Genomic DNA, 26,768 nt, shown 5'->3' on the forward strand with positions numbered 1-26,768 from the left:
AGTATTGATCTCACTTTGCTAGGCGCTTTCTAACTGATTATTAGCTAGTATCAAATTTAATTGTACCGTGGCTTGTTCAGTGAAAAGTAACGACGTTGATACCTCTTTTATATAATCATTATCAATTGTTTGCTGCGTTAATCTCATTTGTAATTCGCTGATGACTTTAGCTTCATAAATAAAGCAAGCAATGGGCATTTTCTTGTGTAGTGCCGGTAATAACGCTGATTTTTTTACTTGTGCCTGTAGTGCTAAAACTTCCAATATAGAGTTAGGAAAATTCCAATACTTTGCAATAAAGTAAGTTAGTCTTTTTGAATTTTTAGCCATCATATTTTTAAATAATACTGAGTTTGGCTGGCAGTCAGGGTGTACTACAGCAAAAGCATCTATTAATAATTGATAAATAATCAGATCACCCAAGTTACAAATTAAACCGATAAAGTAGGCTTGAGCTGCATGAGCTTTTAAAGGTGATTTCGCCACCAGCGCTTTAGCGGTTATGCCAGTAGATAAACTATGTTGCCAGATTTTTTGACCATATTGTCGAAAGTAAATACTTGGGTGTGGCACTAATCGACTAACAAAACCGTTAATAACTCCTTCTGATAAACCGTTAACACCTAGCACCATAAAAGCAGATTTTAAGTCATTGATTTCTTTACTTTGACGATTGTAATAAGAAGAGTTGGCAAGCTCGATGACCTTAGCGGCAATAGCTGGCTCTTGTTGGATAAGTTTGATTAATTCATTCGCATCAAAGTCATCATTATTTAATTGTGCCATTATTTTTGTTAACGATAATGGCAAGGTTGGTAATGAATCTAAAATTAACTTTGGACTTTTTAATAAATTTTCTATTTTTTCAGAAATAAGCTTTGATAACTCGTCGTTATACGAAGAGCTAACCGAAGGGGAAGAGCCTAATAGATAGTCATAAAAATCTTGTTGATATTGTTCATCAAACGAGCGGATTATAGGTGCAATAGATACTGTATTTTTAACGCTATATTCAATGTCAGTTTGTTTATGTTCGGTTTCTTGCTGAGCATTAGTTGTTTTTTTGCTGTTTTCAAAGTAGTACAGATTGGCCGTGTTTTTCTTTGATTTTTTAAAAATTTTATTGAATAATTTTTTGAACATAAATATAGAAACATTTTTAGGTTTAAGGTGATACTCATTAAAATACCTACAATGAGTTCTGTATTTTAAATCATCCATGTTATGACTCGATCTTACCTTATTTTGATTATTCATTAAGTATCTTTTTAGCGATACAGGGAATTTTTAACAATAATGTTAATTTACTTCATGAAGTGAAGTTCCAATGTCTGAGGAATTTAAACTAGGATCTTGCTCAGCGCTTAATACTTATTGATTAATTGTTAGCCGTTTTAAATCAGCCTGACCTGGTCAAGTAAATTCAGTCACCCTAGTTAAGCTACTTTTTCTAACTCATTAATTTTTAATTCAAAATCATTTGGGCTTTGATACCCTAAGTAAGAGTGTAGTCGCTTACTGTTGTACCACATGGTTATGTAATTCATTATATCTTGTTGCGCTTCATAGCGTGTTTCATAATTTCTCCAATGAACACGCTCTTGCTTTAGGCTACCAAAGAAGCTTTCAGCAACGGCATTATCCCAACAGCAGCCCTTTTTACTCATACTGCCAATAAAGCCATTGTTATTAAGTAATTTTCGGTACTGGTGGCTTGCATATTGAACACCTTGATCGGAATGAACAATAAGTCCTTTCTCTGGGCTTCTTTGCCAAACAGCCATCGTTAGTGCATCACAGACAAGTTGAGCTTTCATTCTTGACCCCATGCTCCAGCCAACAACTTTGCGAGCGTATAGGTCGATAACAACCGCTAAATAGAGCCAACCTTCCGCAGTCCAAATATAAGTGATATCACCAACAAACACTTGATTTGGCTGCTCTGTGATGAAATTTTGCTCAAGCTCATTTTTATAAAGCGGCTTATTGTGATTGCTATTGGTTGTTGCTTTATATTTCTTTTTGTAACGAACCCAAACATTAGCCTCTTTCATTAATTTGGCTACTGTCCATCGGCTTACGCGGAAACTCAACGCATTCAGTACCGCTTTAATACGTCTTTCGCCATAGGTATTGTCACTAAATTTGGCAATATCCTTTACTAACTCAAGCATCTCTTGGTGTGTTGAATCACTTGGCTTATCTAATTTACGCTTTTGATAACTATAATAGTTATTGCTTTTTACACCCAATATTCGGCACATAAGTACCACAGGCCAGATCTTCTTATGATGGGTAATAAACGAATATTTCACTTCGTTTCTTTTTGCAAAGAAGACCGTCGCTTTTTTTAATATCTCACGATCCATCTCCAGGCGCTTTACTTGGGCTTTTAATTTACGTATTTCTTCTTGATCAGGTGTTAGCTTACCGTTACCTCGAAAAGCTTGACCATCTTCTTGTTCTGCTTCTTTGATCCAGCGGCCAAGCATTTGATTTCCAATACCTAGATTTCTGCTCGCTTCAGATACACTAATATTTTGATCTCTGACTAAAGAAATTGCATCAAGTTTAAACTCTTTGGTGTATTTTTTACGTTTTGTCATTTATGTTCTCCAGTTAAGGTTATTATGTCTTAACTGGGGTAGTCGAATCCATTAAACCACGTCAGCCTTTTGTTATTTAGCTTGTGCTTTGCTTTAGGTTTTTGTTGTCGGTAATTATGAGGCGTGTAAAATACCGCCATTATTTATTCCTTCTTCAATTAGTAAAACGTATTTATGTTCGAATTAAAATATCAAACCCCTAAAGCATGGGCCGAAGTTGTGCTTAGTGACTTCGATGCCTTTTTAACCGATCACGCGGCAGCAGAAAAAAAAGCCTCAGGTATGGCGATGTCGATGATTTCTCACTATCCCGATCGTAAGTCTGTGGTGAAAGCTATGGCCGATTTAGCCATTGAAGAGCTTATTCACTTTAAACAAGTATTAAAGTTAATTTATGCCCGTGGTGGCCAATTAGGTGCTGATGAAAAAGACCCTTATATTAACCAAATTCGTAAAGTTTTTCGTAATGGCAGTGATGTGTTTTTTATGGATCGGTTAATCGTTGCCGGCGTTATTGAAGCTCGCGGTCATGAACGATTTTCTTTAGTGGCACAAGCATTACCCGAAGGTAAAGATAAAGACTTCTATCAAAGTATTGCTAAATCAGAAGAAAAGCATAAAAACTTATTTATTGAACTCGCTTATGAATATTTTGATAAGGCTGATGTTGATCAGCGTTTAGATGAAGTTTTAGAGATAGAGGCTGATATTTGCATGGCATTACCGTTTAGAGCTGCTTTGCATTAATTCGAATTTTCAATATGAACCATGCTAATGCTGTGCGACAAGGACACAATACCTGTGCTAAATATTTAGCGCATTATGCCGAGCCAGAAACACAATCTTTAACTTCGTTTCCACAGCGGTTGAGTTATCAGCAGGTTCTTGTGATCCCTGCCTTTGAGGAAACCGCCGCGTTTATTGAGCGTTTTGTTAACTCAGTACTTGTTGAGCAGAGTTGTTTACTGATTGTGGTGATTAACCAGCCTGATAATGATCTCGGCCTTGCGCATTATCAAACACAAGTAGATTTGAGTAACGCTATTGCGCAACAAGGTGGGGTCATTTGGCAGCAAGATAACTTACAGTTAATTGAATTGTGTCAAGCAAATAAAAACCAGCGAATAAACTCCGCTATTTTAATGGTTAATCGTTATCATCATGCTATTCCTGCTGAGCAAGGGGTAGGTTTAGCAAGAAAAATTGGTGCCGATTTAGCGGTTACATTGTTTTATGCTGGTGTTATTGCAAACCCGTGGATCCATTCAAGCGACGCCGATGCTTATTTACCTGATAATTACTTTACGGTACATGCTAGCGATAATTTAGCACTTAAACAGGCCGTAGCAACTTGCTGTAATTTTTATCACCACAGTGATCAGCAAGCCATTTATCAAGCCAATAAGCTTTATGAACGTGCTTTACGTTATTATGTTGCGGGTTTGGCGTATGCTCAATCTCCTTACGCTTACTTTACTATTGGTAGTACGTTATCTTTTGATATGTTGGCGTATTGTCAAGCGCGCGGTTTTCCTAAACGTAGTGCTGGAGAAGATTTTTATTTGTTGAATAAACTCGCGAAATTAGGGGATGTGGTTTATTTGCCCGATGTGACTATCAAGCTCGATGCTAGACCTTCGCAACGAGTACCGTTTGGCACCGGGCCGGCAGTACAAAACATTATGCAACTTACCGAGCAAGGGCAAGATTACCTCTATTATCATCCAACAGTTTTCATCGAATTAAAAGCGTGTTTACAGGCCTTTGCCATATTATGGCAACACCGGCTGCAGCCCGAACTTTGGTTTGCCGGCTTGTCTGACACAACACAGCAAGCGTTGAAAAATATTGGTTTACTCACTTTTATCAGCAAGCAAAAATCAGCAAAACAAGCGCAATTTAATAAACAACTGACGGTATGGTTTGATAGTTTCAAAACCTTAAAATATATTCATGCCCTGCGTGAACAAGGGATAGCAAGTATTGCCCTTGAGCAAGCTATTGCCGAAGCACCGTTTAGCTAGGTGCTTCGACACTGATACTTTAAATTTGATGATTAAAGATGATTGTTGACGTTATTAACCACATAAAATAGGCAATCTGAGCGCACTATGTCAGTTTGATTTGATGCCATAAATATTTTTATGCTGGTGGCACAAACCAACTTATTGTCATCCATTCTAAAGTAATTTTCGATGACGTTAACCCCTTGATCATTGAGCATCTCCAGATTTTCTAAACCGTTATCATCTAGCCAACCGAGTAATAAACCTTCACAGCAGCCACCGTAATTAAATTGTTCAATGTTCTTTCTTAGGGTTACACCACTATAGCTTTCATCATGCTCGCTAAATGAAAGTTTTCGCTGAGCTTTAATCACTAAACGCAGAGGTTTATAAAGTATTTGTACGGCTTTATCTTGTGGCAAAGCAGAACGGATATCACATTGAGCAAATTGTTTAATACCATTATAAGCCGCTTCGTGTGATTGGTCATCAGCACTGCCTCCGCATTCAATTGTTACCACAGGGCAGGAGAAGTCTAACTCCATCATTGCGCCAATGCTGATATCAGACAAGATTAAAGTGTCACAAAAGTAGGAAGCAAGCGATAAAACATTTGGACTGATCAAGGTACTAACAGCAAAAGCTGGGCCATTGCCTGAGGTATTGTGTAAATCGATAATTGATCTTGGGTTCACTTCTCTTATTGCCGTTTCTATTAACTTTGCGCGTTGGATATAACCGTCAATATCTTTATTTTCGCCATCTTTACTGCTTCTTATCGCCTCTTCGTTAAAACAACGATTCAAGTCAACACCATTCGGTAAGTATCGGTGACTGAATAAATGCTGATGTGTAGCAGCTTCAACCGATGAAATTATAATACGAATGTTGGCTTTAGGTTGAGGTAATGAATTTTCCGTGGTCAGCCATCGATGTACTGCTATAAGACCCGAAGGTTCATTTCCATGTAATAATGTTGAAATAACTCGCCATTCATTACTACTCTCGCCTTTGATATCTATAACGGTAAGACCAGTTAGTGATAGCAAAAACTGTTGATAGTCGGCATGTAACGTACGACTGCATGGGTCGACTAAATAGTTTATTTCGCTAAAATCTATATCCATAACTTACCTCAAAACGCGAGTGATATTCGCGAATATTTATTAAATCTGTGCTGCAAATGACAAACGAGTGCTTGAAACTAAAGCGCAGCTTGCCTAAAAAAGCTATAAACCACTAGCCAATGTATATTTTTATTGAGTGCATTGAATTACACCGTTTTGATAGCATGACATAAAGTTTTATTGTTGGTCGTTGACTGAGGTCAAGTAAGGCGGTGATTTTTACTGAAATGTTGGCTTAATTCAATTTTTTAGCCAATCATTCACTTTAGGGGATAAATATTAGGCAACAGACTTAGGATTAAGTTATTCGCCACATGAGTATTATCCCACCATTCTATTGCTTTATCTGAGCTTTAAATGCTTATTAATATGATGGAAAATACGCTGAGTTGCATCTCTATGTTTTGTTATCCGTTAGTCATTTTACCTATATAAGGTGGCTCTTAACTAAGTTTAGGTGCTTGATATAAATAATATTAATTTCTCGGTGATCTATTTCGACAACTTATTTCGGTATTATACTAATTCTACTAAGTTTCTTCCCACTCAGTTGAAGTTTAAAAGGTTTAGCGGCACAGGTTCACCGTTGCAGACTGAACCTAAGTACATCCATGTAGGCAAGACATTGATTTTGATAAAGGTTATTACCTTATCGAAATCAATAACGCTATGAGTCAACTGGTTATAATGTCCATTAAGCCGAACAGGGGTTATTTACCTTGGTATTATTTTAATAATTACTTATGCTGATAGTCTTACTATGAGGATATCAATATATGCAAACGGCAGTTGCCAATATTTTGGCTCAAATTGGATCGGTGGTAATTGGCAAGCCTCATCAAGTGAAATTAGCCTTGAGCTGTTTACTTGCTAAAGGTCATATCTTAATTGAAGATTTACCCGGTATGGGTAAAACAACCTTAGCGAATACTTTGGCGTTAACCTTAGGTTTGTCATACCAGCGAATTCAATTTACTTCAGATTTAATGCCGGCTGATGTTATTGGTATTACTATTTTTGATGATGTGAAAAAATCATTTCTCTTGCATCCAGGGGCGATATTCAACCAAGTAGTACTTGCCGATGAAGTAAACCGAGCAAGCCCTAAAACCCAAAGTGCTTTATTAGAAGCCATGGAAGAAGGGCGCGTGAGTGTGGATGGTGTGACACATCAGCTACCTGAACCTTTTTTTGTTATTGCCACGCAAAATCCTATGTCGCATGCCGGTACATATCCGCTGCCTGAATCACAACTAGACCGTTTTATGATGCGGCTTTCGTTAGGCTTTCCTAACATAGATGCGGAGCGAAAAATATTACAGGCAACAAGCTCCCATCATGATACAACTGATATTAAAGCATTCTTAACGGTTGAGCAGTTACGTGAAATACAGCTGCATATCAGTCAGATTACTGTGGCTCCGGCAATTATCGATTATGTTATTGCGCTCTGTAGAGTAAGTAGGCAGGTAGAATCACAAGCAAAAGCCTTATCACCACGAGCAGGAAAAGCTTTGTTAGCCACAGCTAAATCTTGGGCATTTATGGAAAATCGTGATTATGTTATTCCTGATGATATTCAGGCGGTATTTTCGGCAGTATGTGAACATAGATTAGCACCACAGCAGCATCATATTTTTGATGAAGTTAATGAGCTTTCTCAGCAAATACTGTCGCAAGTTGATCCAACTAATCCATTACTTTAAAACGAGGCCGTTCTGTTAAATCAATACATTAAGCGAGTCTATTGAATTTAATTGCCATAAAAGGAGCGCTACTTGCTCAGCAAAGAAAAAAGCAGTGTCTTTACCGCGATATCAGCAGCATTAAAAGCTTTCATAAATAAGCGGATTAATGTTTGGCTAATACGACGTATTCCTCAAGGTTGTCAGCAACAGATAAATTATCGTAATATTTTTATTATGCCAACGCGTTTCGGTGCTTGTTTTGTACTGTTTATGCTGTTGTTATTTTTGCTTGGCACAAATTATCAGAATAATGTCATTATTTTGCTTAGTTATTTGTTGGTGAGTTTTTTCATTGTCGTGTTACACCATAGTTTTTTAAATCTTTCTGGCTTACGATTTCAAGCTACCCAATCAATGCAAGGCTTTGTTGGCTCAAAGTTATACTTTCCTATTGTTGTCAGCAGTAACAAAGCACGCTTTAGTATTCGTTTTGCTTTGGAACAGTCAGCCACTATGACTAAAAGCCAGCACGATAAATTGAACAGTGAAGATAAACTGTTGGGAGTCACACTCGAGCAATTGGTTGTAGGAGAAAACAAGGTACAAGTGCCATATCAGGTGTGTCAACGTGGTCAATATTCGCTTGGGCGAGTGTTGATTATTAGTGAGTATGGTTTTGGCTTATTTAAAACTTGGACTCGACTCGACTTTGCTCAACAAATTACAGCATATCCCGAGCCTGTTGCTTATGCTTGGTCTGCTGCTCAACGAGGTGCAGATAGTGAAGAAATAAATAATAGTGTTGCAAGTTATCAAGACAGTTTTCAATCTGGACAAGATGAATTTCATCAATTGCGACATTATCAACTTGGCGAGCCCTTTAGCCGTGTGGCATGGAGGCAAGTAGCCCGTGGCCAAGGTTGGTTAACTAAGCAATATCAACAAGCATTATCGGCAAAGCTACAATTGGATTTTGATCACTTACCGGCCGGTAATCTTGAACAGCGTTTAAGTTGGTTAAGTTTTGCAATTAAAGACTGTCATGAGCAGCAAATTGCTTTTTCATTAAAGTTACCTCATCAAAGTATTGCGTATCATCATAGTGCCCAACACACCTTAAAATGCTTAACGGCATTAGCATGTTATTAGTTTGGGCGTTGAGGCTGTTTTGGCTATCAAAAGTTAATAAAAATAGATTCGGGAAAGAGTAAACGAATTAATGAATTCTTGCTAAATGTTGAGCTTGGTCGGTGATTAACGGGAGGGCTATGAGTAAAGTTAAAAATAGCAAAAACAATAAACGCAATAGCGATATGCCGCTGATGCTCAATAGTAATGTGTTTTTTTCCTTGTTAGTTTTGCAATTTCTCAACCTGTTAACCTTAGCTATGCAGTTTCATTGGCTGTATATATTATTTGCTAGCATCGCTTTAGCAACACAATTTGCTGTGCATGTTAAGGCCACGCGACAGTCCTTGTTAAACGCGTCAACAAATCAAACTTCCTGTTATTACCCAGCGCCGGCAATATTACCCACTTGGGCGATATTATTATTAGCCATAACTGGCAGTGTTGTTATTGCAGCAGCCGGACGTGAGTTGGGATTATTGCTAAGCATGATCCATTTATTATGTTTCGCTTATAGTTTGAAAATGTTTGAAATACTTAACCGTAAAGACTTATATCAATTAGTGATATTAGGTGTTTTTGTTGCCGCATCATCATTAATTTTTATGCAATCAATTTATTATTCATTAGCGATTATTGTCTTAGTTTTTGCTAATTTTTATATTTTACTGAGCTTTTTTACTGCTAAAATGCTGTTACCAACACAAGTTAAATTGCTCTGTAAGCTTAGCCTTTATTCAATACCTTTTGCCGTTGTGTTATTTGTTGGTTTTCCAAAGTTAAGCCCGCTTTGGCAAGTGCCGAATGTTAAATCTGCAAAGGTAGGGCTTTCCGAGCGGGTTAAAATTGGTGATATTGCGCGGTTAGCTTTGTCGAATGAATTAGCCTTTAGAGTTAGTTTTGAAGATCGCAGCCCAGCGCATGCGCAATTGTATTGGCGGGCGTTGGTGTTAGATGATTTTGATGGCACAACTTGGCAACAGGCCGAGCAATACTCAACACAAGGTCGTCAGCAGAGTAATGATTTTGCTAATTTAAGCCATGCCAACAGTGCTGTAAATATTGAACTGCGTGGCAAAGGGATCGGTTATCAGGTGATTGCTGAGCCTAGTTTTCAGTCTTGGTTATTTGCGCTCGACTTTGCAACAAGTGAGCAAGCTAACATTGGTCAGCGTAATGACTTTGCTTTGTTTTATCATGGCATTATTAGCCAAACATTAAGTTATCAAGTTACTAGTTACCCTGACACTATACTCTCTCCTCAGCTGACTGATGCAACACGGTCTTTGAATCTGGCATTAACTACACAGAATAACCCAAAGTTAACAGCAAAAGCACAACAACTACGTCAGCGTTATAGTGATGATGCAAAGTTAATTGGTCGGGTATTAGCTGACTTTAATCAAAACAATTATTATTACACTTTGCAGCCACCCGGCTTGAACAACAATAGCTTGGATGAGTTTTACTTTGATACTCGGGCTGGCTTTTGTGAGCATTATGCTAGTGCTTTTACTTATTTAATGCGTGCTGCGGGTATTCCTGCGCGTATGGTGGTAGGTTATTTAGGGGGAGAGTTTAATCCTAATGGCAACTATTTAAGTGTTTATCAGCGTAACGCTCATGCTTGGACAGAAGTATGGTTGCCTGAGCAAGGTTGGCAGCGAATAGACCCAACGGCAGCGGTTGATCCTGAACGGGTGGAAAGTGGCTTCTCGAACAACTTAATGCAGGAATATGCTGATTTATCGTCAGGACTTTTTTCGTTGCAGCCCTTGCGAACTATGCAGTGGTATAAACAACTTAAAATGCAAATCGAGGCTATTGACTACCACTGGACGCGTTGGGTTATTGGATATACCGGACAAAAACAAAGTCGTGTGATGGCTCAGTTGTTAGCTAATTTAAAAGCAGGTAAAAATGCATTTTATCTGCTGGTAGTATTAGTTTTAATCGTGTTAGTCGTTAGTTGCTATAAACTTGTGCCTGCGAAGGGGAAAAACCAGCATAAAATCACCCAAATATACTTGCAAACCCTAGCGTTAATGGCTAAACATGATTTAGTCAAGGAGAAGTCGATGACAGGTCAGCAATTTACTGATTATATTGCCAAAAATTGCCCCAGATTATTAGCGGATTTTGTCGTTATAGCTGATAGCTTTGAGCAATACTCGTATCAAAAATTTAACCGTGAGGACAGTAAGCAAGCACTTAATCATCACCGGAGTAAACTAAAATACCACTATCGGCGTTTACGTTGGCAATTGTGGTTAGCTAAGCTTGGCATACAATAATTGCCGCTCGTGTAATTTGCTATTAAGTGATTTGTTGGTGACTGAGCTACTTGCTATGTGAGCTGCTTAACGTTACCGGTTTTATTAACTGGGTTATTGATTTTGATAAGATTCCTAGGTGGATGAAGGGCAATAGGGCAAGGCATGGGCAGTTACCGAGAACAGTCATTTTCTCTAATCAATGCTTGCCTAAAGACATTGCTCATTGCAGCTGCCCCCTGCATTTTGAAGCTGCATGGGGATATTAATGCGGAACATTTGCATTTACGCAGTTAAGTTTATACCTTAGTAGGGTAAATCGTTAATCGTTGGCACAGATATAATTTTATTATGCCAACTCCCATTTTTCTAATCCATTTAGAACACTAAGGAGATTCGATGACCAATAACGCTAAAAATTTATTACAACGTGGTTTAGAGAATATTCAACCTCCACTTTCCAGTTTTATTCGTGCCCAAACCACTTCTAGTTTGTTTCTTTTATTGTCTACTATCGTCGCATTATGGTGGGCAAACTCAATTTATTCAGCCACATATGTTGATTTAGTACACACGCCTATTGGCATGTTTTTTGGCGATTTTGAATTTAAAGCTTCACTCAAACACATTATTAATGATGGCTTGATGGTGATATTCTTTTTCTTACTCGGTCTTGAGATCAAGCGCGAAGTACTCGTGGGCGACTTGGCGGAGCCTGAAAATCGTCGTATGCTCATTTTCTGTGCTTTAGGCGGTATGATTTTTCCAGCACTGATCTATTTGTTATTTAATTACTCGCTTGACTCTCAAATCGGCTGGGGTATTCCGATGGCCACCGATACAGCGTTTGCTCTTGGTGTGCTTACCATAGTGAGAAAACATATTCCTGCCAGCTTACTGGCCTTTATTGTTGGCCTCGCCATTGTTGATGATATTGGTGCTATATTAGTTATTGCAATATTTTACACTGAGCAAATATCAGTGGGGCATTTGTCTGGTGCATCTGCGTTGGTTGCATTTTTAGTGCTGGCGAATTATGCCGGCATTCGTCAACCCATGTTTTATATTATTATCAGTGTTGTTATTTGGTTATTGATGCTCAATTCTGGTGTTCACGCCACAGTGGCGGGTGTGGCAATTGCGTTAACCGTTCCCGCTCGTCCTAAGTTAGCCGCAGATAAGTTACTTAATAAAGCGAAATCTAAGATAAGTTCGTTGCAACGTAGTGCCGAAACAGTCGATGTGCTGGCAAATAAGCAAGATCATGACAAGGTACTTGAAGTGCGTGATGTTGCTGAACGGGCGAGTACGCCCTTACGCCGTTGGGAAGATGCTTTAGAATTGCCGGTATCTTTGTTTATTTTACCGCTGTTTGCCTTAATAAATGCCGGGGTAGTTGTCAACTTGAACTCATTAGTTGACAGCCTTCAACATCCTATTGGTTTAGGTATTATTTCGGGTTTAGTACTTGGCAAGTTTATTGGTATTACGAGTGCTTGTTGGTTGAGCCTGAGATTTAAATTAGGCAGTTTGCCTAATAGTGTTAACTTTCAACATATTGTAGGCGCATCATTGATAACCGGCATTGGCTTTACTATGTCGACCTTTATTGCCACTTTGGGCTTTGCAGGACAAGCTGAACAGTTACAATATGCTAAAACAGCTATTTTAATTGCCTCTGTTATTGCTGCGGTACTTGGTACGTTATACCTGAAAATCATTTCGTCTAAATAAAGCCTAAGCCAATAAGTTGAGCGCTAAAATAACCAACACCTCATGCATCGAAATCAATTTTTGCTTGAGGTGTTAACATCATCGTATTGACTGATATTATTTCACATAAAAAGATGATCACGCAGTTAAAATGCCCAACAAACGCTGTCTGAAGGGTTCGGCTAAAAGTATTTTTATCTTTGTTGTCTCCTCGGATGTTGGTCCTTTGCGATTGCAGAATATGGTAGTTGTGAGTCGTGTTTTTTAGCATGATTAGACTACAGACCACTTGCCGCGATTAAAATACTGTTATCTCAAACAAAATTTAACCGTGAAGATCAACAGACCCTAGTGTTCTTGCGCTTGATGTGGTTAAATTTAACCATCAGAAAAATGGCTAAAAAGGCGTGCATTTGTTCTATCTTTATCCTGCTAATAAAATGGAAAATTTATTAGTTCTGCTTGATAAAATTCAGCAGCTTTCCCCACTTCCTGTTTTCGCTCAAGATACCGTTATTGTACAAAATGCAGGCATGCAACATTGGTTGAATATGTCGCTTGCTGAGCAACGCGGCATTAGCATGAATATGCGCTATGCGTTGCCATCACAGTTTTTGTGGAATTTAATTCGAAATTTAGCCAGTGATGAAGATGTGCCCGAGCAATCACCTTATTCACGTGAAGTACTTGCTTGGCGAATTGATACCTTACTGGCCTCAAGTGAAGTCACCGGTGACGAGTGCTTTCAAGTCGCTACTCAATATTGGCAAGCGAATAGCGCTGACAACGACAGCGAAAATAGCAGTTACAGCGATGCAAAGCAGTTAAAACGTTATCAATTAGCTTGTCAGTTAGCTGATTTATATGAACAATATTTAATATTTCGTCCTGAATGGATCCACGATTGGCATCAAGGGGTATTTAACGCTTTTGATCAAGCTGACAATGCAAGCTCATCGGGCTCAGATGAAGCTGAGCAGAGTCTTGAAAGTAATGCCATTTGGCAAGGTAAACTGTGGCATTTACTGGTACGAGAACAAGCTTACGACCCTCGCGATTTGGTAGCATTAGCGATAAAAAACTTAAATAATACTGAGAAACTAAAAGCACAAATATTGCCTCAACGCTTATCATTTTTTGGTATTAATGCCATGGCACCGCTTTGGCTTGAATTTATCAATGCGCTTAGCCAGCAAATTGATGTGCATTTTTTCCATTTAAATCCCTGTTATGCTTATTGGGGCGATGTGGTGACAGAAAAAAATGCCATTGAAGCTTGGCTTAAAGGTACTGACTTTTCTCACCAAGAAAGTGCTGATTTAGCCGATGTAAACCTGCAAGTTGGCAACCCATTGTTAGCTAACTTAGGCCAGCAAGGGCGTGAGTTTATGGCGCTGTTGTACCAATACAGTACCATTAATATTGACGTCTTTGAGTCAGCGGTTGCTGACTTAGCCACTGAGCAAATAAACAACGAGAAAGCAAACAACGAGAAAGCAAGCAGTGAGCAAGCCCAGCCAAGCCTTGATGAACGCAAGCAAGCAAGTGTTTTAGCCTGTGTGCAAGAAGATATTTTATCGTTATCAGATGCTCGTCACAGTACCCCGAATATTTATCAAGAGGCACCAAAAGTAGACGGCTCAGTTTTGATCACCAGTGCTCATAGTGCGCTGCGTGAAGTACAAGGTTTACACGATTGGTTATTACACCAATTTAATCAAGATAAAAGTTTAACGCCGAAAGACGTACTCGTGATGTGTCCGCAAGTAGAGCAATACGCACCCTACGTTAATGCCGTGTTTACTCGAGGTTGGCAAGATATTGCTGATGAAGTGCCGCCACTACCTTGTTCAATTGCCGATCGCATTAGTAAAGACGCTGAGCCCTTAGTGGCGGCATTTTCACAATTATTAACCTTGCCTGATAGTCGTTTTCAAGTCTCCAGTTTAATTGCCTTATTACGTTTGCCTGCTATGCAAGCTCGCTTTGCTATTAACCTTGATGATATTGAAAAAATTACCCATTGGCTTGAGTTATCAGCAGTACATTGGGGCCTAGATAAGACCCATAAACAACAAGTTTTATCTCAAAGCTCAGCCACTACGTTAGATGATGCCACTGACAGTTTTACTTGGCAGCAAGGGTTAAGTCGCTTAATGCGTGGCTTTGCTTTTGCAGATCACCGTGTTATCTATCAAAACCAACTGCTATTGCCGACCATTGAAGGCAGTGACAGTGAGTTGCTTGGTAAGTTAATGTTAATTATTGAGCAACTACAACTGACCGCTGCCAAAATGTCAAAAGCACGAAGTGCGACGCAATGGCAACAATTTTTGTTTGAGCTTTTAACGCAACTGTTTGATGACGAAAATGATAATGGTTTGGCTATTGTGCGCTCGGCTATCGAATCTTTAGTGGAATATTGTCAGCACGCGGGCTACCACACTGATATCAGTTTAGCGGTTATTCGCGATTTTCTTAATAATCACTTTAGTCAGCCCGATCCAGGTCGCCAATTTATGATTGGCCAAGTCACATTTTGCTCTATGCTGCCTATGCGTAGTATTCCGTTTAAAATTATTGCAGTTTTAGGCTTAAATGATGGCGAGTTTCCACGTCAACGCCAACCACTGAGTTTTGATTTAATGACCACAACACCGGCGCAACTTGGCGATAGATCACGCCGTGGCGATGATCGGTACTTATTTTTAGAGGCGATAATTTCAGCTCGCCAAGCTTTATATTTAAGTTTTCAAGGTAAAAACATTAAGAATAATAAAGATCGTCAGCCTTCGTTAGTATTGAAAGAGTTGATGGAGTATCTGGCGCGAGGCTATGGCTGGCAATTGCTGGGGTTAAACAGTGACAGTGAAGTTAATATCTTAAGCCAAGTTAGGCAGTTGCCGATGCAAGCGTTTAGTGAACAAAACTATTTAGGGCAATTTGCCAGCTTTGATGCCAACTGGCTAAATTTACGCCGAGAAAATCCAGCGCTAACGACAGCAATAAAGTCAGCGGATGCTGATTTAGGTGACCCCCTCGATGTAGTCAACAGTGAAGCACACTTGGTCGCTAGTGAACTCATTCGTTTTTATCAACATCCTGGGCGTTATTATGCACAAAAGGCACTTTATTTGTATTTAGATAATACCAATACCTTGATCAATGATGTCGAACCTTTTGTCCCTAATCATCTTGATAGTTACCTGCTCAGACAAGACTTGCTTAGTTATTATTTAGCACCAACACAAAGTAAGCAAAGTTGTCAGGAGTTATTGCTCAGTGCCAAACTTTCGGGCAGTTTGCCGGATCTACCCAGTACCGATGAGCTAATAAAAGGCTGGCAACAAGACAGCGAAAACTTTAGTCAGTTTATTATTACTGAGCTGGCGCAAGGTGAAGACTTAATACTGACTAAGAACGATTGCAGTGTTACGCTGAATTTGGCGCACTTTCTCAGCAATAATCTTGCTGGCAGCTCAGAAAATACCTCATCAACAGCGCCGGGGTTATTCTTAGCAGACGAGTTAGCGATATTAACCGCCGTGTTGCCTCAACGCTTAACGTTAAGTACTAAACTAACCTTAGTGGCTAACAAAGCGGTGTTTTATCGCAGTAGCAGTGCCAAAGCTAAAGATTTATTTACCTTATATTTGCATCAATTGATTATTCAAGTCGCGCAAACTGATGCGGCAACTCATGAGTTATTTGCTGATATCACGGCAACGCATGGTTATTACTTTGACACTAAAAGTCAGAAACCGAGTCAATTTTATTTTAGTGAACTTGTTGATGCAAAAACACAATTGTTATGCTTAGTGGCGAGTTACTTTTTAGGCCAACATCAGCCGTTGTTACTTAACGGAGACCTTGCTGAAAAAGTACGAAAGAGTAAAGTGTTTGAGCAAGCACAGTTTGAACAGTTTTGGACTGACAGTAATAGCTTTCAAGCCTTTGGTGATGAGCCTTACATACAGTATTTTTGGCGAAAATGCCCCGACTTTGACGACATATCGCCGCGATTACTCGCATTGTATCAACCTATGTTCGATGCTTTGCAGACCGTTAAAGTAACCGCTAAGTCGGGAGCATTGTCATGAGTACAGCCATGAAAAATTTAAATGCCAATACCATTGCATTGCAAGGCAAACACTTAATTGAAGCCAGTGCCGGTACCGGTAAAACACACAACATTACCCGTATATTTCTTCGGCTGTTATTAGAGCGCGAATTACCGATAGAACAAATTTTGGTGATGACCTTTACCAAAGACGCCACTGAAGAAATTCGTGGTCGTATTGATGATTTTATTCGAGAAAGTTTGCACAACTGGGACCGTTTAGTGGTTGAAGACGACTACTTTAAAAGCTTAAGTAACAACCTGTTAGGTAAAGGTATTGGCGCAAGTGAAGTAAAAGCCAGATTAACCCAAGCATTACTTTATATCGATGAAGCCGCCATTTTTACCATTCATGGTTTTTGTAAGCGTGTGCTAAATCAATATGCCTTTGCCAGCGGTATCAGCTTTAATGCCCTGATGGAAACAGACACCCAAGACATTACGTTAGAAGCCTGCCAAGATTGGTATCGTGTGTTAGCCTTAACCAATGAAAGTAATAATCAAGCCTTTCGGCTAGTGACTGAGTTTTGGTCTGAGCCGAATAGCTTTATTAATCAATTCTCCAAAGCTTTAACGACAGAAAATGCCCTGCATGTGCAAGATCCTGAAAATATTAGCGTTGAATTTAAAGCTTTAGTTGAACAAGCGATTGCCAGTTTACAGGCAAATAATACCTTGTTAACTGAAGCACTGATCGAGGTTAAAAAGGGCGCTGAACGAGAAAAACGTCAACAAGAATTAGCCCAGTTATTGACTTGGCTAGCTGCGCTTTCGGCTGATGTTGAAGGTCAGCACGGTAAGATGCCCGACGCATTTATTGATGGTCGCCGCTTTGGTCGCTCTAAACTGAAAGCTGAATTAGTTGAAGCTTTTGCTAGCGTTAATCAAGTTAAAAAACAGCATCCGGAGTTGGCAAAGCAACTGAACCGTGCCAAAGCCTTGTTAGTTGTCAGAGCAGGTATTTATCATATTAGGGCAGAAATCACCCGTAAAAAACTACAAGCCAATGTCATGGGCTTTGATGACTTGATCAGCACTTTACATCACTGCCTAGTGAATGAACCTAAGCAAGTATTAGCAAATAGTATCTTTTCGCAATTTCCCGTGGCGTTAATTGATGAATTTCAAGATACCGACCCACAACAATTCTCTATTTTAAAAGCAATTTATTATCATCAAGCCAACGCTGCGCTTTATATGATTGGCGATCCTAAACAAGCGATTTATGGCTTTCGTGGTGGTGACATATTTGCCTATCTTTCAGCACGTAACGACTGTGATTATCAATGGTTGATGGATACTAATTGGCGCTCAAGTGCCGCGATGGTAACCGGATATAATCGCTTGTTTTATGGTAATGATTTATCGGCTGATGCGGTTGATGTGTTCGGCTATCAAATCCCTTATTTACCGGTGAAAGCCTCGCCTAATGCCCATGAAAAGCTGTTTGCAGATAGCGAGTTTAATGCGCTGCAGTTTATTCATTTTAATGTTGAACAAGAAGGCAGCAGTAAAGACGGTAAAGCCAAAGCGGTAAAGCAAAGTTACCGCGGGAATATGGCCAGCTGGTGTGCCAATGAAATTGTTCGATTGTTGGCGAGCCAAGATGTCAATATTAGCAGTGGTGATATTGCGCTATTAGTACGCGATGGCACTGAAGCTGCGGCAATAAAGCAGGCATTAAATCAATGCGGTTTAGCCAGCGTGTTTATGAGTAATCGGGCAAACTTATTGCAAAGTGATGAAACCAAACATTTATTACAAGTGCTGCAAGGCATACTGTTTCTTGAAAATGATCGCTTATATACCGCGGCATTAGCTAGTCCGTTAATGGGCTTTGATCGTGAAAAATTATTACAATTACAGCATGATGAACCGCAGTGGCAAAAATTAAAAATTAGTTTTGAGAAGCTGCGTAATGAATGGCAATTCAAAGGCTTTATCAGTATGGCGTTGCAGTTAATGCATCAACATTTTCATATTGATGTCGGCGATAATGCTGATAGTTATGGCGCCAACAATAATGCCGATCGCATATTAACTAACCTGTTACATTTGTTTGAATTACTTCAAGGGGCAAGCCAACGTCATCGTCAGCCACAAGAGTTGCTGTTTTGGTTTGAACAACAAAGCCAAATTGATAACCCTGAAGTTGAAGCCGAACTACGCTTAGAAAGTGATGAAAACCTGATCCGTATCATTACCCAACATGGCTCGAAAGGCATGGAATATCCGGTGGTTTTTGTACCTTTTGCTACCCGCCATAAAGACCCGCTTAAATTTGGTAACCGTAATGTCAGTTTTATCGAATATCATGATGAAAATGGCGTGTTACAGCATAGCTTAGATGGCAGCGTAGCAGCGCGAGCAACGATGGCTGAAGAAGCCTATGCAGAAGCTATTCGTTTACTTTATGTGGCGGTAACTCGCGCGGAGAAACGTTGTTATATTCTCAGCACGGGCTTTGAACATTTTGAAAAATCGCCTTTAGGCAAAACCTTAAAATGGACTGCTGATAGTGATATAGCGACCAGTTTACAACAATTGGTACAAGACAATCCGAATGAAATTGCACTTACCGTGTTAGATAATTATCTGTCTGATGAATCGACTGACAATCAGTTAGATCATCAGTTAGCTAGTCAGCACGAAAATAAGATTGGCTCCGACCTTGCCAGCACGGAGAAGCCGCAGCCAGCGGTGGCGCGTTTTAACGGTAAAATTGAACGTGATTGGTGGCTAAGCTCATTTTCTGCCTTAAGTAAAAACTTACGTCATAATGGTGTTTCTGCGCCGGACAGAGATAATCAAGATGGTGTATTGGCAGTAGGAGATAATGAACTAGAATCTAGCCTTAACCCACATTTAAATAACCCTAGCAACATTAACAGCCATGAATTACGTTTTACCTTAACCAAAGGTGCACAAACCGGTAATTTATTACATGATATTTTAGAGCAAACAGATTTTTCAGCCCCTGATTGGCAAAAAAGTTGCCATTGGCCACTGGTTAAATACGGTGTTATCGATGCAACTGCAGATACAGTTAAACAAGTTAATGATGATGCGAAAGGTGTTAGTGCATTAAGCTCACAAGAACATAGTGAAGCACGATTGATACAATGGTTAGAAGCCATATTACATACGCCATTAACTGACAGTCGTGATTTGTCACTAGCACAACTTAAGCCGTTAGATACCTTACGTGAAACTGAATTCTATTACCCGATGCGTTCAGCCAGTAGTAGTCAATTAACCAAACTGCTGACCGAACATAGAAATACCCGTAAAGACAATGCCCTTAATAGCGTTAGCTCAAGTCGGCATGGGCATAGAGTCCATTTACCTTCTTATCAGCAGTTAAAAGGTATGATGCATGGTTTCATCGATTTAATTTTTCATGCCGACGGTAAATATTATGTTTGTGATTACAAGTCTAGCCATTTGGGGGATCAGTACAGTGATTACAATGATTCAGCTATGCGACATAATATTGAGAAAAGTCACTACGACTTACAATATCTTATTTACGCCTTGGCATTACATCGACATTTAAAATATGCCTTAGCCGATTACGATCCTAAGCAACATTTTGGTGGTATTTATTATCTTTATTTACGTGGTATGAGTAATCAAGCTGAGCATCATGGTTGTGGGGTTTATTATCGTCAAATAACCTTGGCAGAATTAGCACAGTTAGATGATATTTTTGCCGGAGAAAGTACCCATGTCTGAACTTGCCAATAAGCTAAATCACCCGACAATGGAAATTTACAGTTCATTTAATCAGGCAGCAAGTCATCTAGTCGGTTTAATGGCCGTTGACTATTTTTTTGCTAAAGAAATTAGCCAGAGTATAACCTTTACGGCGCCAGATACCTCAGCCAGCGCATGTTTTAGTGAAGAGCTACAATCTGATCAACAACAATGGTTTCATTTACTTATCGCCTTAAGTGCGAGTTTAAGAGAGGGACATAGCTGCTTGCCGTTGCTAGAAGTCGCAGGCAAACGACTTTTTAGTGACGGCACAAATTTAGACCGCAGTGACAGCGTAAATGCTCATGTAAGCCAAGCCACTAAAGAGCATGTTACTGGATTTTTATTTAGTGATATTCAGTCGCTAAGGGCATTATTAGCAAAATTGCCGTTAATAGAAAGCGAGCAACAGCCGATAGTACTCAGCCACGGGCGGCTTTATTTGCGCCGTTACTATCAATTTGAGCAAGATTTAAAACAAGTTGTCGCCACGCGCAGAATGATATCTTTTCAGCCCACTACTGATAAAGCTGATAACAGCTCAACAGATGTCGAACAGATAAAAAATATTATCGCGGCATTATTTCCCGAGTTGGCAACTCAGCAAGAAGAGGGTAATAGTGAAATTGATTGGCAAGCCGTGGCGGTAGCCAATGCCATGAATAAAGATTTTGCTATTATTGCCGGAGGCCCAGGCACAGGTAAAACCTATACAGTGACAAAATTACTGGCGGCTTTAGTGATGCTTGCCAGTGACCATACGAACAAACAGGCCAATCAACAGGTTAGCGAGGAGAACACGCTACCGCGCATAGCGTTAGTTGCACCAACCGGCAAGGCAGCACAGCGTTTATCTGAGTCGATCACCGATGCAGTAAAAGGCTTTCGCGGTAAAATTGACGATAAGGTGTTAGACCTTATTCCTGAGCAGGCGCAAACCCTTCATCGATTGTTGGGGGTTATTCCTGATCAGGTTAACTTTCGTCATCATCAAGAAAACTTACTGGCCATTGACATTTTACTGATTGATGAAGTTTCAATGGTTGATTTGCCGATGATGACGCGTATCTTTCGTGCCTTGCCTGCAAGCACAAAAGTGATTTTACTCGGTGATGCTGATCAACTGCCATCAGTAGCTGTTGGTAGTGTTTTAGCCGATTTTGCGCCACGACCTCATCCAGGCTATAGCTCTGATAATTATCACTATCTTTCACAAGTTACCGGTTATCAAACCCTGACTCAAGATAACGAATCGACCAACAATGATGGCCACTACAGCAATGCTGATTGCGTAACTTTTTTAATGAAAAGTCGCCGCTTTGATGGTGAAGGGGCTATTGGGCGCATGGCCAATTATGTTATTAAAGGCCAGCATCAAGCAAGCTGGCAATTATTGCAGCAGAGCGAGGCAGTAGGTAATGACAAGCAACTAAGCTTGTTATCGGGCGATATTGACACTTGGCTAACACGACTTGTTGAGCAATATTACTTACCGTTAAGCCAATGTGACGATATTGAAGAGGCTTTTGCTTTATTGGCAAAATTTCGAATTTTATCGTCGACTCGAAAAGGGCCACAAGGTGTTGAAAACTTGAACGCATTGGTGATTGATATTTTACGTGATAAAGCAGCGATTACTGTTAATCGCTTTGACTCCAATTATGTTTTATATCCGAGTCAACCGATCATGATCAGCGAAAATGACTATCGTTTAGGGGTTTTTAATGGTGATGTCGGGCTATTATGGCGTAATATACAAGGGCACTTAATGGCGGTGTTCGAGAATGCAAATGGCGATTATGACTGGATATTACCTTCGCGGTTACCGAAATTTGACACCGTTTACGCCATGACCATTCATAAAACCCAAGGCAGCGAATTCAATCATGTTGCTATGGTATTGCCAGAGCAAAAAGACAATAAATTATTGTCGCGAGAATTATTATATACTGGCATCACGCGAGCAAAGCAGCAATTGAGTATCGCGAGTAACCAACAAGTTTGGCAAACTGGTGTTAGTCAGCAAGTAAAACGCTATTCTGGCTTAGCAACAGATGCTATTTAAGTGAATAAAATCACAACTATTGATAACCTTTAAGAAGTAAATTGAGACATGAAGTTAAAAGACATTGAAAAATCCGTATACCGTAAACATCTAAATATTATTATTGTTAGCTTTATTGCTAGTTTGCTGATTTTGGCTTTGGCCTACGGACAAGGACTGATCATGTTGTTTGCCGACACGGCTATAATTAGCCCCGAGCCAACAATAATAGCCACAGGAGAAGTTGCAGGAGAGCTGGCAAGCGATGCTGCAGCTACAGATAGCAATTTTAGCTATAATTTTCTTGGCGTATTATTGGCCTTGCTAAGCTGTGTATTTGCTTTACACAGATTACGATCTAGCGCATTCTTTAATGAAGTGTATTATGTTTGGCAAGTTAAACAGCAGCAAAATTTGATCTATCGTAAGCTGAAAAAAATCAAAGCAGCAGCTGATAATGAAGATGTTAATGCTCTGATTATTTTGCATTTTTATTATACTAGTTTAAAACAGATATATTTATTAGATGATAATACCTTAACAATATCGAAACTAAATAAAGATCTTAGCGAATTAAATACTCGCTTAGAAAATAAAAATTTAACTATATCAACCGATCAGTTTGATAAATCAATGTTGTCTGATTACTAAAACACCAGTACAAGGAATATACTATGATAGGTTACGTTACGTTAGGCACAAATAATTTAGCGCGCGCAGTGGCATTTTATGATGAGTTGTTTGCCACCATAGGTGCAGGACGTTTTTTAGAAACCGAGCAGTTTGTCGCATGGTCAAGAGATCCTGAGCAACCCGGTATTGCCGTTACTAAACCTTTTGATGGCCAACCGGCTAGTGTCGGTAACGGTGTTATGGTTGCTGTGCAACTCAACTCTACCGACGAAGTTGATGCCTTTTATCAAAAAGCACTTGAACTTGGTGCTAGCTGTGAAGGTCCTGCAGGCCCCCGCGCTGAAATGGAAGGTTTTTATGCCGGCTATTTTCGAGATTTAGATGGTAATAAACTCAATGGCTTTTATTTCGATATGCCTACGGCTTAACGTGAGATTAGCGATATCGCTTAAATGTTGTTACCGCATTTACCTAACAGCTTAATATTTAAGAATAGAAAGGAAAAATATCTGCAAATGAAGAAGTTAAAAAATGAAGCCGAATTATTAAAAAAAGCCATTGTTATTGGTGAAAATTATGCAAAAAATCGCGGTTATAAAGGCTTTTCAGCCACTAATGCCGCGAAGGAAAAAATTGAAAGCTTATATCGTTTACTGGTAAATGATAAACTTATTCAACCGTTACCAAAAGATGGTGAAGATTTAGCAAGCATGAAGCATAAATTAGCGTTATGGATTGCGAAACAATTACCGGCTGATCATCCACTACTGAAATAACCTGAACGCTTAATAAGCGATATCCGTTATCAAAAATTCAGGCTAAATAAAGCAGTACTGGCTGGTTTGTTAATTCAATCAGCTTGCTAAGCTGATTGAATTTTATTATCAGTATTAATATAAATGTTAGTTATCAAAATAAGTAAACCCGCACTATGAATCGTAAAAAGAAAATCAATCAAGTCTTGAAAGCAAAAGTTAAGAAAATGAATGCCAAGCAGCAAAAAACCAATAAGCCTAAGTATATTTCTAAGGCAGAACGCGCGGTTATTGCTGAAAAAGAAGCACAGAGCAATACTTTAGCTGATGATTCGAGTGCAGTTTCAACAGACTAAAAAGTCTCAACACTATTTTGGCAAGCCGACAATAATAACTTAGCGTAGGGCGGTTGCTATGCAAGATAATATAAACCATGCAAAAAAAATCGTTATTTTTGGTAATTCAGCATCGGGTAAATCTAGCTTAGCGAAAAAATTAGCAAAACAAGAGCAGCTTGCGCATTTAGATTTAGACACTTTAGCGTGGCTGCCTGCTGTTTCACTTACATCACCACCACAACGTCAACGCATTGATGTCTCAGTTGCTGAAATTAGTGTATTCATTAGTCAGCATCAAGACTGGGTGATAGAAGGCTGTTACAGTGATTTATTAACGTATACGTTAACTGAATGTAGTGCAGTGATTTTTCTTAATTTACCTATAGCACTTTGTATCGAGAATGCCAAAAATCGACCTTGGGAATCTCATAAGTACGAGAGCAAAGCAGCTCAAGATGCTAATTTAACGATGTTAATTGACTGGATAGCACAATACGAAAACCGTATTGATAGCTTCTCAAAAGCGGCACATCAACAACTATTTGATGGATTCGCTGGTAAGAAAACCCAGTATATAAATAACCAATAGCCGTGATTTAATATGATGAATTATAGCTGTTCAGGCTTTATCTAACGATTCAAAATTCAGGGTTTAACTAACAAAGCTAAACATTACTGCCGTTGATATTCCACCTCAGGCAGCTAACTAATGCCAAAAAACGGTACTAATTAACCCCAGTTCGGGATAAGAAATTGAACTAAATACCTGTTCCGTGATCGGATCTTTCGACCAAGAACGATTCAATCACACAAGGAACAGGCATGAAGAAATTCGTTGATTTATACTGCGATTTCGATGATTTTTGCAAAGTATTTATTCCTCAATGGCCAAAACAGCTACTTGAAGATGGAATAGCGAAAGAGGTAAAGGAGCGATGGGATGATTTTATGGATTTATGCTTCACATTATCGTTAATTATAAAGCTGAAATAGTGGTAGCAAAGGTGACTACTGGAAACGTCCACGATACCCAACCGGTTGCTGAACTAGCTCGTGGACTGACAGATTAATTATACGGAGATAAAGGTTATTTGAGCAAAGTACTAGAGGCTAAGGTATTTGATAGAGGCGTAAAACTTATCACCACGGTTCGTAAAAACATTAAAGCAAAAGCGATGTCATTATGGGATAGAGCAATGCTCTCAAAGCGCTTTATCATTGAAATGATTAACGACCAATTAAAGAATATTTCATTTATTGAACACTCAAGACATCGCAATATGAATGGCTTTATGCTTAATTTAATGGCGGGATTGGTGGCTTATTGCCTGAAAGAAAACAAGCCAAAGTTTAACCTTAACCTATCTGATCTAGAGCTAAACACTATGGTTGTCGCTTAAGCCGATCTCAGGTTCATTATTATGTGAATTATCACCAATATTATGCGCACTACTTCCAGAGATAACTGACAGTTAGAAGAATATTTCTAAGTCGCCCCTTTTGCGAGATATAATAATCAATTTTTCTTGGCTTAATTATATATTTCTCTCGAGAAAAACTTAATTAGGTGGCAAAACCAACGACGCCATTACATGCTAGCCGCATTAACAATTTCAAGAATCGCTGGATGCTTTAATCTACGCTCTGGAGAAATAATATAATAAGGCTCTTTGAATTCGTCAGTTCGACCTAAAATTTTAACTCCATATTTATCTGCAACGTATTCTTCAATAAGAGTTGGGCTACTAAACACCCCAAAACCTGTTTGGCCAAAAGATTTCATTAATGCGCTATCATCAAATTCAGCAACAACATTTGGCGCAATATTGTGTTTTTCTAACCATGATGATAAACGTGCTCTCATCGCAGATTTTTTGCTTTGCATAAGCCAAGGGAAGTCTGCTAAACATTGAGGGAACTCTTCGTGGCAATTTTTCAGTAAAGTTTGAGCTGCAAAAAAGGTAAATCCACTTTCAGTGAGTAAATGATTGTATGCTTTTACATGACTACCCAATTGAAGTGGTTGATCGGTTAAAATGCAATCAATTTTATTGACTGATAAATCTGTTAATAAATGGTCCTGATCTCCTTCAACGCAAATCAAGCGAACAGGTTCACTCATTTTTAGTACAGGTGCCAGTAACTCGTGTGCTAATACTTTAGGTATAACGTCGGTTATGCCAACAGTGAATGTATGCCATATTTCTGGTTGTTTTCTTTTTAAAATATTTTTTACTTCATCTCCTAACTGAAAAATTTCTTCGGCATAGCTATATATGAGTACCCCCCATTTCAGACAAAGATAATTTCTTTCCTTTTCGTTCAAATAAGTTGACACCGATTTGCGCCTCGAAGCTAGTTATTTGACCACTTATCGTTTGCGACGTTAGATTTAATCTTGTACTTGCTTTGGTAATGCTGCCTTCAGTAGCGACGACATAGAAATAATACAGGTGATTATAATTTAAAGGGCTCATAATTTTTATATCAGTTTTATTCGATGATAATGTAAACAATATTCGAATTTACCAACAACAACAAGTGCGCTATAACAATATGGTATTCGTAACTTATTTAATTG

The 26,768-nt window shown here is 39.1% G+C and carries 20 protein-coding genes and 1 pseudogene; 16 read left to right on the plus strand and 5 right to left on the minus strand.

Annotated features, from left to right (window positions below; all coding sequences use genetic code 11):
* Positions 1–18: 18 nt before the first annotated feature.
* Both FGD67_RS19635 and FGD67_RS19640 read right to left on the minus strand, forming a co-directional pair.
* Positions 19–1,257 carry an HDOD domain-containing protein gene (locus FGD67_RS19635; protein ID WP_257172716.1) on the minus strand — a complete coding sequence of 413 codons (1,239 nt, stop codon included), beginning with the start codon at positions 1,255–1,257 and terminating at the stop codon, positions 19–21.
* Between the two features lie 179 nt (positions 1,258–1,436).
* The gene (locus tag FGD67_RS19640) at positions 1,437–2,606 is read right to left on the minus strand and encodes an IS3 family transposase (RefSeq protein WP_257172717.1); all 1,170 of its coding nucleotides are present in this window, start codon (positions 2,604–2,606) and stop codon (positions 1,437–1,439) included.
* 174 nt (positions 2,607–2,780) lie between these two features.
* Between FGD67_RS19640 and FGD67_RS19645 the strand changes: the two genes are divergently transcribed.
* Together FGD67_RS19645 and FGD67_RS19650 are read left to right on the plus strand one after the other, a co-directional pair.
* Complete coding sequence (locus tag FGD67_RS19645; protein WP_257172718.1) at positions 2,781–3,353, plus strand: tRNA-(ms[2]io[6]A)-hydroxylase; 573 nt, start codon at positions 2,781–2,783, stop codon at positions 3,351–3,353.
* Between the two features lie 14 nt (positions 3,354–3,367).
* The gene (locus tag FGD67_RS19650; RefSeq protein WP_257172719.1) at positions 3,368–4,630 is read left to right on the plus strand and encodes a hypothetical protein; all 1,263 of its coding nucleotides are present in this window, start codon (positions 3,368–3,370) and stop codon (positions 4,628–4,630) included.
* A gap of 32 nt (positions 4,631–4,662) precedes the next feature.
* On the opposite strand, the gene FGD67_RS19655 is transcribed toward FGD67_RS19650, so the two are convergent.
* Positions 4,663–5,739: a succinylglutamate desuccinylase/aspartoacylase family protein gene (locus FGD67_RS19655; protein ID WP_257172720.1), complete on the minus strand. Its 1,077-nt coding sequence runs from the start codon at positions 5,737–5,739 to the stop codon at positions 4,663–4,665.
* Positions 5,740–6,515: 776 nt separating this feature from the next.
* Between FGD67_RS19655 and FGD67_RS19660 the strand changes: the two genes are divergently transcribed.
* From FGD67_RS19660 to FGD67_RS19720, 14 genes and pseudogenes are all read left to right on the plus strand, one after another.
* A complete protein-coding gene (locus tag FGD67_RS19660; protein WP_257172721.1) occupies positions 6,516–7,445 on the plus strand; it encodes a MoxR family ATPase in 930 nt (309 codons plus the stop codon).
* A gap of 72 nt (positions 7,446–7,517) precedes the next feature.
* Positions 7,518–8,576: a DUF58 domain-containing protein gene (locus tag FGD67_RS19665; protein ID WP_257172722.1), complete on the plus strand. Its 1,059-nt coding sequence runs from the start codon at positions 7,518–7,520 to the stop codon at positions 8,574–8,576.
* Between the two features lie 119 nt (positions 8,577–8,695).
* A complete protein-coding gene (locus tag FGD67_RS19670; RefSeq protein WP_257172723.1) occupies positions 8,696–10,849 on the plus strand; it encodes a DUF3488 and transglutaminase-like domain-containing protein in 2,154 nt (717 codons plus the stop codon).
* Between the two features lie 378 nt (positions 10,850–11,227).
* Positions 11,228–12,562 carry a Na+/H+ antiporter NhaA gene (nhaA, locus tag FGD67_RS19675; RefSeq protein WP_257172724.1) on the plus strand — a complete coding sequence of 445 codons (1,335 nt, stop codon included), beginning with the start codon at positions 11,228–11,230 and terminating at the stop codon, positions 12,560–12,562.
* A gap of 386 nt (positions 12,563–12,948) precedes the next feature.
* Positions 12,949–16,641 carry an exodeoxyribonuclease V subunit gamma gene (gene recC, locus FGD67_RS19680; protein ID WP_257172725.1) on the plus strand — a complete coding sequence of 1,231 codons (3,693 nt, stop codon included), beginning with the start codon at positions 12,949–12,951 and terminating at the stop codon, positions 16,639–16,641.
* On the plus strand, positions 16,638–20,396 hold the full coding sequence (recB, locus tag FGD67_RS19685; protein ID WP_257172726.1) for an exodeoxyribonuclease V subunit beta: 3,759 nt from the start codon (positions 16,638–16,640) through the stop codon (positions 20,394–20,396). Before recC ends, recB begins: the two co-directional genes overlap by 4 nt.
* Entirely contained in the window at positions 20,389–22,482 is a 2,094-nt protein-coding gene (gene recD, locus FGD67_RS19690; RefSeq protein WP_257172727.1) for an exodeoxyribonuclease V subunit alpha, read from the plus strand. Before recB ends, recD begins: the two co-directional genes overlap by 8 nt.
* A gap of 48 nt (positions 22,483–22,530) precedes the next feature.
* Positions 22,531–23,112, plus strand: a complete 582-nt coding sequence (locus FGD67_RS19695; protein ID WP_257172728.1) for a DUF3087 domain-containing protein — start codon at positions 22,531–22,533, stop codon at positions 23,110–23,112.
* Between the two features lie 23 nt (positions 23,113–23,135).
* A complete protein-coding gene (locus FGD67_RS19700) occupies positions 23,136–23,522 on the plus strand; it encodes a VOC family protein (protein ID WP_257172729.1) in 387 nt (128 codons plus the stop codon).
* Between the two features lie 87 nt (positions 23,523–23,609).
* Positions 23,610–23,870, plus strand: a complete 261-nt coding sequence (locus FGD67_RS19705; protein WP_257172730.1) for a DUF5062 family protein — start codon at positions 23,610–23,612, stop codon at positions 23,868–23,870.
* Between the two features lie 155 nt (positions 23,871–24,025).
* Complete coding sequence (locus FGD67_RS19710) at positions 24,026–24,205, plus strand: DUF2986 domain-containing protein (protein WP_257172731.1); 180 nt, start codon at positions 24,026–24,028, stop codon at positions 24,203–24,205.
* Positions 24,206–24,263: 58 nt separating this feature from the next.
* A complete protein-coding gene (locus tag FGD67_RS19715) occupies positions 24,264–24,776 on the plus strand; it encodes a shikimate kinase (RefSeq protein WP_257172732.1) in 513 nt (170 codons plus the stop codon).
* A 233-nt stretch (positions 24,777–25,009) separates the two neighbouring features.
* Positions 25,010–25,180: a hypothetical protein gene (locus FGD67_RS21955; protein ID WP_373567895.1), complete on the plus strand. Its 171-nt coding sequence runs from the start codon at positions 25,010–25,012 to the stop codon at positions 25,178–25,180.
* Positions 25,108–25,587, plus strand: a pseudogene (locus FGD67_RS19720) (IS982 family transposase); the annotation flags it as partial. The gene FGD67_RS21955 and the pseudogene FGD67_RS19720, both read left to right, overlap by 73 nt.
* A gap of 188 nt (positions 25,588–25,775) precedes the next feature.
* Here FGD67_RS19720 and FGD67_RS19725 read toward each other — a convergent pair.
* Together FGD67_RS19725 and FGD67_RS21960 are read right to left on the minus strand one after the other, a co-directional pair.
* Entirely contained in the window at positions 25,776–26,525 is a 750-nt protein-coding gene (locus tag FGD67_RS19725) for a LysR substrate-binding domain-containing protein (RefSeq protein WP_257172733.1), read from the minus strand.
* Positions 26,458–26,664 carry a LysR family transcriptional regulator gene (locus tag FGD67_RS21960; RefSeq protein ID WP_373567889.1) on the minus strand — a complete coding sequence of 69 codons (207 nt, stop codon included), beginning with the start codon at positions 26,662–26,664 and terminating at the stop codon, positions 26,458–26,460. Before FGD67_RS21960 ends, FGD67_RS19725 begins: the two co-directional genes overlap by 68 nt.
* Between the last annotated feature and the right edge of the window lie 104 nt (positions 26,665–26,768).

This window comes from Colwellia sp. M166, from assembly GCF_024585285.1.
Taxonomy (GTDB): domain Bacteria; phylum Pseudomonadota; class Gammaproteobacteria; order Enterobacterales; family Alteromonadaceae; genus Cognaticolwellia.